This is a genomic window from Desulfogranum marinum, assembly GCF_016918565.1.
GTDB classification, from domain to species: domain Bacteria; phylum Desulfobacterota; class Desulfobulbia; order Desulfobulbales; family Desulfobulbaceae; genus Desulfogranum; species Desulfogranum marinum.
Map to the genome: position 1 here is coordinate 77,679 of NZ_JAFFQD010000004.1, position 12,852 is coordinate 90,530.

12 protein-coding genes are annotated in these 12,852 nt (G+C 44.9%); 2 read left to right on the forward strand and 10 right to left on the reverse strand.

Annotation, left to right across the window (positions count from 1 at the left end; all coding sequences use genetic code 11):
- Positions 1 to 218 precede the first annotated feature (218 nt).
- Both JWH17_RS04285 and JWH17_RS04290 read right to left on the reverse strand, forming a co-directional pair.
- On the reverse strand, positions 219 to 1,121 hold the full coding sequence (locus JWH17_RS04285) for a TPM domain-containing protein (RefSeq protein WP_205221334.1): 903 nt from the start codon (positions 1,119 to 1,121) through the stop codon (positions 219 to 221).
- 175 nt (positions 1,122 to 1,296) lie between these two features.
- On the reverse strand, positions 1,297 to 4,218 hold the full coding sequence (locus JWH17_RS04290) for a DUF294 nucleotidyltransferase-like domain-containing protein (RefSeq protein ID WP_205221335.1): 2,922 nt from the start codon (positions 4,216 to 4,218) through the stop codon (positions 1,297 to 1,299).
- A gap of 299 nt (positions 4,219 to 4,517) precedes the next feature.
- On the opposite strand from JWH17_RS04290, the gene JWH17_RS04295 reads away from it, so the two are divergent.
- Positions 4,518 to 4,961, forward strand: coding sequence for a PilZ domain-containing protein (locus JWH17_RS04295; protein ID WP_205221336.1), 444 nt, complete (start codon positions 4,518 to 4,520; stop codon positions 4,959 to 4,961).
- Positions 4,962 to 5,009: 48 nt separating this feature from the next.
- On the opposite strand, the gene gmhB is transcribed toward JWH17_RS04295, so the two are convergent.
- The 6 genes from gmhB to JWH17_RS04325 all read right to left on the reverse strand — a co-directional run bounded on the left by gmhB (position 5,010) and on the right by JWH17_RS04325 (position 10,462).
- The gene (gmhB, locus tag JWH17_RS04300; protein WP_205221337.1) at positions 5,010 to 5,597 is read right to left on the reverse strand and encodes a D-glycero-beta-D-manno-heptose 1,7-bisphosphate 7-phosphatase; all 588 of its coding nucleotides are present in this window, start codon (positions 5,595 to 5,597) and stop codon (positions 5,010 to 5,012) included.
- Positions 5,590 to 6,666, reverse strand: coding sequence for a lipopolysaccharide heptosyltransferase II (gene waaF, locus JWH17_RS04305; RefSeq protein WP_232370890.1), 1,077 nt, complete (start codon positions 6,664 to 6,666; stop codon positions 5,590 to 5,592). Before waaF ends, gmhB begins: the two co-directional genes overlap by 8 nt.
- Before the next feature lie 3 nt (positions 6,667 to 6,669).
- Entirely contained in the window at positions 6,670 to 8,424 is a 1,755-nt protein-coding gene (locus JWH17_RS04310; protein WP_205221338.1) for a YcaO-like family protein, read from the reverse strand.
- Between the two features lie 67 nt (positions 8,425 to 8,491).
- Positions 8,492 to 9,706, reverse strand: coding sequence for an EAL and HDOD domain-containing protein (locus JWH17_RS04315; RefSeq protein ID WP_205221339.1), 1,215 nt, complete (start codon positions 9,704 to 9,706; stop codon positions 8,492 to 8,494).
- The gene (gene tsaE / locus JWH17_RS04320; protein ID WP_232370891.1) at positions 9,706 to 10,107 is read right to left on the reverse strand and encodes a tRNA (adenosine(37)-N6)-threonylcarbamoyltransferase complex ATPase subunit type 1 TsaE; all 402 of its coding nucleotides are present in this window, start codon (positions 10,105 to 10,107) and stop codon (positions 9,706 to 9,708) included. The genes JWH17_RS04315 and tsaE overlap by 1 nt, the downstream gene beginning before the upstream one ends.
- A gap of 19 nt (positions 10,108 to 10,126) precedes the next feature.
- On the reverse strand, positions 10,127 to 10,462 hold the full coding sequence (locus JWH17_RS04325; RefSeq protein WP_205221341.1) for a hypothetical protein: 336 nt from the start codon (positions 10,460 to 10,462) through the stop codon (positions 10,127 to 10,129).
- Positions 10,463 to 10,776: 314 nt separating this feature from the next.
- On the opposite strand from JWH17_RS04325, the gene JWH17_RS04330 reads away from it, so the two are divergent.
- On the forward strand, positions 10,777 to 11,892 hold the full coding sequence (locus tag JWH17_RS04330) for a putative NPN-dependent ornithine cyclodeaminase (RefSeq protein WP_205221342.1): 1,116 nt from the start codon (positions 10,777 to 10,779) through the stop codon (positions 11,890 to 11,892).
- 3 nt (positions 11,893 to 11,895) lie between these two features.
- Here the strand turns inward: JWH17_RS04330 and JWH17_RS04335 are convergent, their stop codons facing one another.
- Together JWH17_RS04335 and JWH17_RS04340 are read right to left on the reverse strand one after the other, a co-directional pair.
- Entirely contained in the window at positions 11,896 to 12,369 is a 474-nt protein-coding gene (locus JWH17_RS04335; protein WP_205221343.1) for a 23S rRNA (pseudouridine(1915)-N(3))-methyltransferase RlmH, read from the reverse strand.
- Positions 12,366 to 12,794 carry a YkgJ family cysteine cluster protein gene (locus JWH17_RS04340; protein ID WP_205221344.1) on the reverse strand — a complete coding sequence of 143 codons (429 nt, stop codon included), beginning with the start codon at positions 12,792 to 12,794 and terminating at the stop codon, positions 12,366 to 12,368. Before JWH17_RS04340 ends, JWH17_RS04335 begins: the two co-directional genes overlap by 4 nt.
- Positions 12,795 to 12,852: the final 58 nt, after the last annotated feature.

A 12,852-nucleotide genomic window follows, 5' to 3' on the forward strand; every position in this document is an offset into this window, starting at 1 on the left:
GATGAGCTGCCATCATCATTGACACCACTTTTTCGGTTTAAGCAATTGATTTTTTAGTATTTTTTACCTCTGCGCAGGCGTGTTTCTCGCAGGCAAGCGACCTGCAGGAGACTCCGTAGGGTGCCTGTGGCTTACGGTCTTGTTGAATGATGAGATATTGTAGTTCATTGCTATCATACAAACTGTATTGGACTGAGAAAACCCTCTGCCTGTGTCATTTACCAATCACCTGAAGCACCACCACCACCGAATCCTCCGCCACCTCCACTGAGCCCATCACTTTTCATTCCACGGTTGTTGTTGCTATTATTATCACCAATATTTCCAGGAAAGATCATTCGGGTTCCACTACGGCGAGTGTGACCTCTTCGCTTAACCACGTAACTGACAATGGCGCTACCTAACATCCCGAGCACTGCCACCAAAAGGAGCATGGCAATGGATTGGATAAAAGGAGCAGCAAGACCAAGCCCCAAACCATAGAACCCACCTGCCGCAGCCGCGATCTTTTGTTTTTTGCGGAAAAAAAGGCCTATAAAAAAGAAGCCGAACAAAGCGGCAATGATCCATCCGGCAGGATCAGTTTTTTGTGACGAATTCGCTAAAGAAGCAGCATCAAACTCTCCCTTGACAGAAGCAATAATTGCTGCAACCCCATTGATTATTCCTTGATCAAATAGTTTTTTTCTAAACTCCGGGACGATGATTTTACTGATAATCCTACCGGCAATAAGGTCGGTTAGTACACCTTCAACCCCGTAACCTGTTTCAATACGGATTTTCCTGTCATTTTTTGCAACTAACAACAACACCCCGTTATCAAACTGCTGATGGCCGATAGCCCATGTCTCTGCGACTTTGAGAGAGTATTGCTCCAGGCTTTCATTGCCAAGCGAGGTTATGGTGAGCACCACTATTTGGGTTGAATCTTGGGCCGCAACCATTCGCAATTGTTGTTCCAGTAATTGTTTGGTACCGGAAGATAAAAGATTGGCAGTATCATTCACATGTCCTTTTAACTCGGGAACAGGAAGCGCTGCAGCCTGGATAACACAAAAAAGTAGGCCTAAAGTAATTAAGCAGCCTTTTACAAGCGTGTTGGGAAAACTCAGTAAAGGCATGATATTATTTTTAAATTGATGTTAAAATTATATCTTGGGTGCATCCTTAGCCTTCCTTTCTTCTTTCAAATATTCTTTTTTTTCCAACCGGAGCAGATATTTATTGGTTTATATATGTAAAAAAAATGTACTGCCGTTTCATATTTTTGCCTCTTTGATGCATAAATGTACGATATTAAATCTGCTTGAAATCAAAACTCATTTTTGTCTGGAAATCGGCGACTTGAGCAAGTGCTTCCCTGAGCAATACCTGCTCCATTTCGGTCACCTGTTTTGGATTGATGTAATTATCAGGAATGTCGCCTGCTCTGAGGCTCATAATTTGGTGTTTAAACCGCAACTCAAGCAAATATTTATACACAAGGGTCAGTTCCTGACATTCTTTTTTGCTGAGATGGCCTTTTGCCTGCAGTTGGTTAAACCGGGCAAAGGTGTTGGTTTGAGCTATCCCATGGCGCAGTGCGTAAATGCGTGTGTAATCAACCAGTGGGGTCATCGCCTTTTTGATACTGAACATTTCTCGATGTTCACCACTGGATTCGACTACAATCTTTTTGAATAAATTTAATGGGGGTTTCGATTGGAGGCAGTTTTGCACCAGATGATAGAAAAAAAGTGGTTTTTTGGCGGTGAGATCATTGAGAAAGCTTCGTAATTCGCTTACAAGCCGCGGATCGCCGTGAACCCATCTGAAATCAAAAAATATTTTTGTATCCAGTAAATCAGCCGGCTCCATTGCTGATACCCAGGTCTGGAAATATTCTTGCCAAACATTAACCGGTTGACACCATTTTGGGTTTTTAGCCATGACATCTCCCTTGCAGAGAGCATAACCGGCCTCATCCAGCCAGGTGCATACCTTTTCCCCCATACTTTGAAAATATGATACTGTGGTATTTTCCTGTTCTGGATCGACATTTTCGTAGATAATTGCGTTATCCTGGTCCGTAACCAGAGTTTGCTCCTCTCGACCGACACTGCCAAGAGCCATAAAAGCATATTTGCAGGGAGGAGGACCAAGTTCCTCTATTGCCAGTGTGAGGCACTTTTTCATAAATGCTTCGGCAACGGCGGAAATTATACGGGTCAGGTTACGAGCATCAGGACTGCTTTCAAAAAGCCGTTGAACCAGCAAGGGTAGCTGGTCTTTCAAAGAAGAAATCTGGAGCGGCGATTCTACCTTGTTGATGTCGCTTATAAGTTTGGTCAGGATATACTGCTGGTTTTTCAAGAGATTTTTAGCGCTAATAACTTTAAAATACGCTCCCTGCGGGTCACGAATCAGGAGATGATCCACATTTTTCTCAAGCATTTTGACGATACCTTCAAAAATAAGAGCATCACCTGATATGCCAATAAGAGGAGCACTCATAATAGTGGAGACAGGATTATTACTACTTATACTCCCTGTAACCATCCGTTCACGGATATCGTTATCGGTAACAATACCAATAGGATCAGTGTCGGAATCCGGCTTGACCAGAATTGCACTTGATCCAGCATGGGTCATAAAACGTGCAGCAAGTTCTATGGACGTTGTCAACGTGCATGTCGGAACGGCAACCGAGTAGGCCCGGTGAATGGGTTCGTTTTGAAAAAGAAGGCTTGCCTGGAGTTCGCTTATTAGGCCCTCCCTTTCCAATTCCCGTTTGTGTCGTTTTGTGATGTCTTCCACAAAACCATCACAGTAGGTGAGCTTGCCATAGACATTTTTAACCAGCACGGCTGTTAAAGAAAGGGTTAACTGGTTACCGTCTGGCTGTTGATGGTCCAGGATCATGTTTTTAACAGAACCTTTGGCCCGTAAAGTTTGTTTAAAGAGCTGGTATTGCGAGGAACTGTCGAAAAGATCTTTTATGTGCAGTGCAAATAAATCGTCAACTGATTCGACCCCCAGAATATGCGCGGTTGCCGGATTGGCTTCTACAAAAACTTCGTTATCATCAAAGGTGGTACGAAAAACGCCTATGCTGACATTGGCTGTCAAATGTTCAAATTTCTGCTTACTTGCACCGAGCTCGCCATCAACTTGTTTTTGGGTGCTGATGTCCTTGATAATAAGAATGATACCCGACTGTCCGTTTATTTCCATTGGCGATATGGCAAGCAGTATATCAAATATTGCCCCGTTCTTGTGATGGAATAATGCCTCACATTGAGCCTGTACCTCCAGGTCCAGAATTTCATCAACCTGACTGAAGGGTTGGTCCACGGAAGGCAGCAAAGTTATAAAATCAGCAAGGGTCATGTCTGTCATTTCCCTTTCTGTATAGCCACTGATGTCTTCCAGTATTTTATTAGCGTAGACGATCCCCTGGTTGATAATCATCATTACACCCTCAGTGGATGCATCGACCAGGGATTTATATTTTTCACCAGCTAGACGCAGGCTGTGTTCTGTTTCCTGCCGCTTGGCTTCTATTTTCATGCTCTCCCGGGTCATAAAAAAAAGGAGTGCTGCTATAATGCCGGTTATAGCGAGCGATATGAGAAGAAGTCGGTTGGTAAGGGCTTTAATTTCTTCACGTACATCCTTCAAGTAAATGCCTGTGCCGATAATCCAACCCCAGGGTTTAAAGAGTTTTACATACGATAATTTAGGAACGGTTTGACTCGAATCATTTTTGTCCTCCCATAGATAGCGGATATAGCCATCGCCATTAGTTTGTGCTATATCAACAAATTCGGCAAAAAGGTGCCGTCCCTCTTGATCTCTGAATGTCTGCAGTTCCTGCCCTATAAGGTCGGTTCGGTAGGGATGCATGAGCATTTTAGGGGTCAGGTCCATAACCCAGAAATAATCCTTGATTTCCTCTCCATATCTGAGAAACTGGATGTATTGCAGAGCCTGCTTTTGTGCCTCTTCACGGTTTAAACTGCCCTCTTGCTCCTGTTTTGCCGCTTTATTGACAATCGACCAGGCGGCAAATGAGAGTTCTTTTATCGTTTCTCTTTTTCCCGCCATCATTGATCGTTCTAAAGACGGGATAATAAGCAAAAATATGACTGAAGCAAAAAGAGAGATTGCCAGGAGAGACGGCAGAATTATACGGATAAAAAAAGGTCGCCAGACTCGAACACCCTTCTCAGGTGGCATGGATATCCTCCTCAGGGAAGTGAGTAGTAGATAAAGACAGCAGCAGAGGTTGTAAGCTGATAGGTTCCGCAACCTGACTGGAAAGACAGTCTAACTAATGTGATGTTGGCATGGATTGAGGTACCAATGATTACAACAAAAAATAACAATTATAATATTTAATACTATAGCCTAATATATTTCCAGCTTATTATATTTTAATAGGTTAATTGAACCGAGATATTTGAGAGTAGGAAGTATATTCAAAAAACAGTCCATGGTATGATTTAGCCTGATGGACTATCTCAAATGAGGAGACTATGGCAAAAAGGACACAGAATTGTGATGTGAAAGGCGGCCGGATTCGAGTTGTTTGCAGCCGATGTAAATCAATCAGGTATGTGCCGGTTTCATCCTCAACCCGTCGCAAACCGGTTCGCTGTAAATGCGGAAAAGTTACGAGCTATATCCTTAACCATCGTGGTTTTGTGAGAAAAGCCCTGAGTGGTCAGGCAATGGTAACTCTCGGCAGCCACAATGACTTGCGGGTGCGGCTGAGTGATATTTCTCTTGGAGGTATTGGCTTTGTTGTCAGGCCTGGTCAGACAAGAAGGATGCGCCTTAACCAGGAAGTGACTTTGAAATACCGTTCCGCTTCTGGTGCGGCAATTCAACGAAAAGTTCGCTTGAAAAGTATAGCCGGGATGCGAGTGGGAGGTGAATTCATTGACAGTCTGGCGCGCCTGAGCAGGCTTTCCTTTTAGTCACGTCATTTTTTGCTGGATTATGATTTCCTTGGCTATGAAATATAGTTATCGTTGAATTTGCCGCAGTATCCAGCTGACGGCTTGCTGTAGGTCTTCCGCTGTATAGTCTGGTTGGATTTGTTGGTGGGGGCCGATATATTGCGCATCACCTCGCCCGTATCCAGTAAGAACCAGTATTGAAGTAGCGCCCACGGCTTTACCGCAACGTATGTCCGACCACCTGTCACCCACAACAAAAGATGCCGGCAGGTCTATTTTCAGTTCCGTTGCTGCCTGTTCAAGAAGACCGGTCTTTGGTTTTCGGCAGTTACAGGCACGGCGATATTTTTCCTCTTTTGCTTCCGGATGGTGGGGGCAGATATAGATGCCGTCCACATGGGCACCTGCATCTGCAAGTTGTTTTTCCATTTTTTGGTGTACCTGATCCAGGAGGGAGGCTGGAAAATACCCCCTGGCCAGACCTGACTGATTGGTAACCACGATTACCGGGATATGCAGCTCATTCAACCGGCGAATGGCCTCTCCAATACCTGGAAGAAGCTGAAATCTCGAAATATGATTGATGTATCCCATCTGTTCATTGATGGTGCCGTCCCTGTCGAGGAAGACAGCCGGTCGTAATGTTTCAGTCATGATGGTAAGCTTGTGTATGCAGCAAGTCGGTGACAGCTGTAAGAACTTCGTCTGGTGAAATTTCTCTTAAGCAACGCAGATGTTTTTCCGGACAGTGAGTCTGTTTACAGGGGCTGCAAGGCAATGGCTTTCTAATAATTACACTGTTGTTTGAAAAAGGACCGGTGGCAATATGATCGGTTGACCCAAAAATAGCTGCAAGGGGGACCTTGAGCGCGGCTGCCACATGCATGAGGCCGGAATCATTTGTGACAAAGGCATTGCATTGCTCTATCAGCGCCATGGCTTCTATCAGGTTTGTTTTTCCTGTGTAGTCCAGAATTTTGCTAGGATCCGGGACACTTTGTTTAATACACTGCGCTGCTTCGTTATCGGCTGCCGTACCAAATACAGCTATATAGGCCTCGTGATTACTACAGATAGCACCTGCCAGATCAGCATATTTCTGAGCAGGCCACCTTTTTGCCGGTCCATAGGCTGCGCCCGGATTAAACCCGATAAGCGGAGAGGTTTCAATTTTGCCGTTGGTGATGGAAAGGAGTTTTTCCCTCGTGGCTTGCTGAACAGACTGTGGGATAAAGAGCTCAAGAGCGTCATCACCGGGATGCAGCCCTAACCCTTGGACCATTTCCTGGTAATAATGCACTTGATGTTTTTTGTGTATGGCCGCACTTTTTCGCACCCCATGGGACAGAAGGAGACCTCGGGCATCGGTTGTATAGCCTCCACGGCAGGGAATGCGTGCCAGCGTTGTAATCAGGGCAGCTTCAAAAGCATTTTGCAACAGGATTGCACAATCAAAATTGTAGGCGTTGAGTTCCCTCGCTAGATGCCATTTCCCGGCAAGCCCCTGATGACGACCTTTTTTGTCGTAGGTAATGATGGTATCTACTCGTGGACTGCAGCGGAAGATATCACTTACCCAGGGAAGGACAAGGATCGAAATTTCGCTGTCAGGAAAGTTCTCGCGTATCGTCCGTACCGCAGGAGTGGTCATAACCGCATCACCAATCCAGTTGGTCGAACGAATAAGAATTTTACCGGGATTTTTGGGGAGAGAACGTTTCAAGGATTAAGCCTCTTTTGATTCCTGAAGCAGTTTTTCCAGTCGTTGCATTGCAAACTCGATGCTTGGATCCTGGCCAAGCGCAACCTGGTATTGTTCTATTGCTTCTTCGCGCTGTCCTGTTTTTTCTAAATTGAGGGCCAGATTGGCATAATCAATGGCCGACACTGGATTGAGCGCCACTGCCCGACGAAAATGATGAACAGCCTGATCATACTGGTCACACTTGTAGTGACAGACACCCATAATATTATGCATATCAGGTCGTTCTTCATCTGCAGCTAGTCCCTTTCTCAATGCTTCTATGGCTTCTGCATAAAGCCCCATATCACGCAAGCAGCTCCCTTTGTACGAATAGATATAAGGAATATCCTCTTCATTGGGATCGAGTTCCAGTGCCTGGTTAAAGTTGTCAAGCGCCTGGATGAGGTCACCATTATTATAGGCATCCCTGCCCCGATAAAACTTGAGGTAATAGGCCGTTGGCAGCACCTGCTCCATCGAGATAAGTTTATCTGTCAGATCCTGTGCTTCCAGCAGCTGTGACGCAAGTTTAGCTGCAAACATTGCCCCATTCCCTCCCATGGCTCTTTCACGAAAATGAGCTCCGGGAATGATGGTATACAATGCCGGTATATCCAGCTCCGGATGGGTGGTGTCTATGACGTAGATATCTGTATCCATTTTCCGGACTGCAGCAATACAATTTTTAATTTCCTGGTACATATCAGAATCATCAACATCTGCTATGTCGGCAAGGTCAATTTGTTTACTGCCCTTAAGTACGTGTTCAACTTCCTCAAGCTGAAGCGGCTTAGGGAGACCACTGGCCACGTAGTTTGAATTACTGTTAAAGTCTCCCGCCAATTGAGCAACTTCGGTTAGGGCCCGTATTACCGCTTTGGTGGCATCCGGCGTTGTTCCTGCGGTATAGACAATCTCGCTTTTTTCCGGAAATGTTTGCGGATCCCATGCCAGTGCCCCGATAGTCGGAATACCTGTGTCCAAAGAGAAATCGTTGAGACGGAGTTCAATGTTATTGGCCTTGAATTTTTCAATCAGATTTACCGCTACCGGGTCATGGATTGAGTCGAGGTCTATGGAAGGCGTTGAAACGTGATCCTTGGTTATGATGGCACAGACGTGTCGTTCTATGATTTCACAAATGCCCTGCATTACGGCTTCTTCGTACGTGTTACCCGCAGAAGGCCCGTTAAATTCGTTTATCGCATAAAACCAGCTGAACGGGATCAAAATTGATTCCATGTCAGAGAGACGGGTTGCCCAGGTCCAGAGCATGGGAAGACCTGTGAGCAGTTCTCTCAGGGCTTCATGGTCCAGCGTTTCATCATGTACGGACTTGAGCAAGATGGGCAGCGGTAGTACCGCGTGGCCGGCATCTTCCATGGTTTTGTAGTCGCCAACCAGGAAGTTCTCAGCGTTTTGCACAAAGCTGAAAAAAGAGAATCTTTCGCCGAGTTCCATACATGCGCTTGCCCGCGATTGTTCCGGCGTCGATCCTTTACCCATCTGTTTTTTGTTGCCGATCATCTTTTCGGCATCCGTGCCGCAAACGCTGAAGTAAACAGGAATATCCAACCGTCCGTTGTCTATTCGTTTGACCTCTTTTAAGATGTCGAGCTTGGTGGCTTTCAGTCGTTGGTGAAAGCGGTGTACTGTTTCGGTCGGAGAGCACGCCTTATCCTGGTCATAGGTGTATTTTTTTCTACATGATTGCAGAGAAAGTCTTTTCATAGTCATGAGTTTTTAAAAATGTTATTCGATAAGGAGATAGGCGGGTGATGGTGTTTGCGGGAAATAACGTTTTTTATGCGTTTAAAAGGTCTGCCCACCGGAGCGCTTCAAAATATAAATTGACCATTTCTTCAGGAGTAACGCCAATTAAGGCCAGTTGTTTTACACACGTGTTAATATTACCGTGTTCATAGGCTTCAACCGCGAGCAGAAAAGGCGCTAGCGGTCCTTCCCTTTCGCCGAGGGCCTTGTTCAAGTCTTTTGCCAGTGACATTTTAGCCAAGAGCTCCTGCATGGGCATGTTTAACATCGCATCAAGCATGGAAAACAGGCCTACCAGAAAAAGCTGTGATTCGTCATACCCTCCACTGCTTTTTTGGGCAAGTAATTTACACAACTGGGCCCGAATAATAGAGTGCTTTGTAAGTTCGGGAATCTTCTCCACTGCTAATTCAGAAGCAACTGCCAGGCACACAAATTGACAGGTTCCAGCTTCTCCAAGATAGGCCAGGGCGTGACGAATGGATTTAACCTTAGATACCAGTGAATAGTACGCCGAGTTTATATACCGCAACAGTTTATAGGAAAGCGCGACATCAGGGGCAATCATTCTTTCAACACGGGAAAAGCTGAAATCAGCCCGATTAACTTCTGCGATAAGTGCCAGCAATGTTACCTTGGTTACATCGAGTTTTTGTTTTTTTATTATTTCAGGTTTGCTGAAGAAAAAACCTTGAAAATAATCAAAGCCCATATCATGACATTGTTCAAACTCCTCATGACTTTCAATCTTTTCTGCCAGTAGCTCCAAAGGGTGATGGGGAGTAAAATATTTGAGTTTGTCGCGGATTTTTTCAACGGAAATGGCTTGGCAATCTATTTTGACAATATCAACAAGATCAAGCAAAGGAGCATGGGCGAAATCAAAGATATAGTCGTCCAGCGCCAATAGGTATCCTGCTGTTTTCAAAGCCTTACAGGCTGCTAGTACGGCATCGTTAGGTGCTACGTCCTCAAGGATTTCAACTATGCAATGCTCTTTTGGGAGCTGGGAAGGGGTGCCTGCCAAAAGATGTTTTTCGGTAAAATTAATAAGCGCTTTTTTGCCGTTGGTTACCCCTTCCAGACCAATGTTGAACAGAGTATGTGCAAGTACTGTGCTCGTTGCAACTTCCCCATCTGTCTTTTGCGGGAAATAGTTATTTACGTCGCCTCTGTATAAAATCTCGTACCCATAGAGCTGTTTTTTACGGTTAAAGATTGGTTGTCGCGCCAGGTAAATATCCATTATGCAATTTGCTGGTTCATTTGATCGACGATGCTGATGAGTTTGGAATGTCGTTTCTTCCAACTTGGCCCACAGGCAGTAAGGGTGAGGGTGCGGTGTTCACTATCCGGGATGTTGATTTCAATCAGGAGATAGTTGTCCGGCTTTTCCGTACCTAGTCTTTCCGGCCATTCAATCAGGCAGAGCCCGTGGTGCTCAAGGTAATCGAGTAATCCTGCGGCCTCTACGTCATCTTCGTCTGTCAGTCGGTAGAGATCCATGTGAAAAACCTGCAGCGTTCCGGAATATTCATGCAGTAGGGAAAAAGATGGGCTGGATACATATTGATCATTTCCAATTTCAAGATTGCCGGCGATGAACTGTACGAAAGTAGTCTTCCCTGCACCTAATCCCCCTTCCAATAAAAGCGTATCTCCCGGTTCAAACAAAGCGGATAATTTTTGAGCAAAGAATTTCAGCTGCCTGAGCGTAATTGGCTGTGTGCGTATGGGATAGGCTGATGACAAGGTAATTGTGAAAAATAATTGTAAAGGTGGTTAATGAATTAGCAGGAATGGTTGCACCAAAACCTGCTATTACTCTCTTGAGGAGATTGTAGGAGCTTTGACAGGTCTGAGCAAGTTTTAACTTTTCAGGTGGTTGATTAAAACGGTTTTCAAATGCTGTAAGTTTGGCATCGGAAGTTGGATAATGTAAGCAAAGAGCTTGGTTTATCGTAAAAATAGAAAGCCAAGGAATTTCCTCAACTGTAAACAATGTGTAAATATTTTTTTTTCAGGTTGTAAAAGTTTCCACGATCACCTTTATAATAGATCTAGGAATATCTTCTTATGAAACGTTCAGCTGCTGTAAATGGATTTGTAACTGCTCATCAGTACCCCAGTTCTTCACGATCTTTCCGCCCAGAATGCCGATGTATCGAAGTCGGGGCTTATCTGCTGATCAATCTGCTGATGAACATTTGGAGCACTGCTGATCAGGTACAGTTCGGGGTAGATTGACAATTTGTAAATCTTCGCTGAATTCAAGTTACGTGAATTTTTCCGTTCCTATTAGATACGAGGTGAGACGTGAACTTCACATTACCAACTTATACACCGCCTGATTTTACCTCTCCCCTTCTTGCTACTGCGCCGATCGTGACCTTCGATAAAGTTAAAAAGGACGGCGTAGCACCAACAAACTATCATGCAACAACTATCTTTCCTGAATATTTCAAGCTCGATATTGATAAATGGGAACTTGTTGCTCAATCCCGAATGGACAGTGTTGTGGTGTATACAACTGATGGGAGATTGGACGTCAGGGAATTTAGAAGATTAAAAAAAGGTGATTGTGTTGTTGTGGGTCGATCTGTGAATGGCGAAGAAGGCATCTATGTTCATACCCAAGGTTTTCATTTCCCTGAAGAGGAACGTGGTAAGTTCTCATTTCGATCAAGTCGAAGCAGGGAAACAGCGTTTAGTATAGATTATGACCAGCTTTACGGCTTACTTGAGCATGATAGAAGAGAAGGACGGATTATTTGGGTGGTTGGCCCTGCGGTTGTCTTTGACCATGATGCCCGGGAGGCCTTTGCAAAACTGATCAGACAGGGCTATGTACATGCTCTTTTAGCTGGTAACGCCATGGCAACCCATGATATTGAAGCAACTTTTTTTGGGACGGCATTAGGCCAGCAACTGTACCATCAAGCAACTATTGCCTCTGGGCATTATCATCATCTTGATGCTATCAATACTATAAAGGCTGTAGGCAGCATTGAGCAGGCTGTAGAAAATGGGGTACTGAAAGAAGGGGTAATGCATAGCCTTGTAACTAATCATGTCCCTTATGTGCTTGCTGGGTCCATTCGTGATGACGGTCCACTGCCGGGTGTTATTGGTGATGTGTATGAGGCACAAGACAGAATGCGCGCTCACACGCGACAGGCTACTACCGTCATTGGGCTGGCAACCCAACTGCATACGATTGCCAGTGGCAACATGACCCCTTCCTATAGTTTTGACAAACAAGGAAATGTGCGTCCGGTGTATTTTTACCTGGTCGATATGAGCGAATTCGCTGTGAATAAACTTGCTGATCGCGGCTCCCTCATAGCCCGGTCGATCCTTACCAATGTACAGGATTTTATTGTTACACTACAAAGAGGGTTGAAAAAAAGAGCTTCGACCTCTCCCGAATGATTTTCACTTATGATATTTATGGCCGGCTTGGATAGTACATGCTCGATACAGTTGCTCGAGCAGCAGCATGCGGGTCATTTCGTGGGTAAAAGTCATCTTTGAGAGAGAAAGCACATGGTCGGCACGGGTAAGGACGGATTGGTGTAAGCCTAGGTGACCACCAATAAGAAAGGCTGCCGTGTCAACACCTCTATCCTGCCAGCGACCAAGAAGGGTTGCGAGCCCTTCTGAATCAACCATCTTTCCATAAGGATCCAGAGCGATGACTATTCCTTGTTTACATTGGTCAATTTTGCCCAGTAACTGCTCTGCCTCAAAAAGCTTTATTTTATCATCAGGTGTTTTTCCGGCTGCCTTTTCTTTAAGGACAGGGGTCTCAACCTGAGCAAAGTGACTGAGCCGATCAGCATAGTCACGGATCCCCTCATCGAGATACCCCTTTTTTGTTTTTCCCAAAAAGGGAAGCACAAATCTCATGGCTGATCATCTTGTTTTTTGTTCTCCAGAATAGCCTTCAATTGAATACAAAATTCCTCATAGCTTAACTCGCGGTTAAGCCCTGGACATGACTCAACGATAGTTGTGTAGTTATTTTTGTCAAAAAGCATGCTGGGGTGCAGTGGCCATTCACGACAACGTTCCGGTCTGCCCTCGTGAACAGAGCAACCCATGAGTTCGGAATCATAAAAAATGCAGTGCCCGTCAACAACCTTCATCTGCACCACATTGTCTGTGATGCGCCAGTATGTCTCTTTAACCTCCTCCAGTGACATATCAAGTGCTGCAACCATACGCTGCTGGTCAAATGGGGTTAAAGAGACTGTTGTTTCACCATGGCAGCAAAAGCCGCATCTAGTACACTGAAAAATAGTTTCTGAGGTATTTATATTGTGTTTTTGCATAATTGTAAAAAAAGAGCACTGGTGGCAAAGCACAGCGCCGTGGAGGAAAGTGTATGTG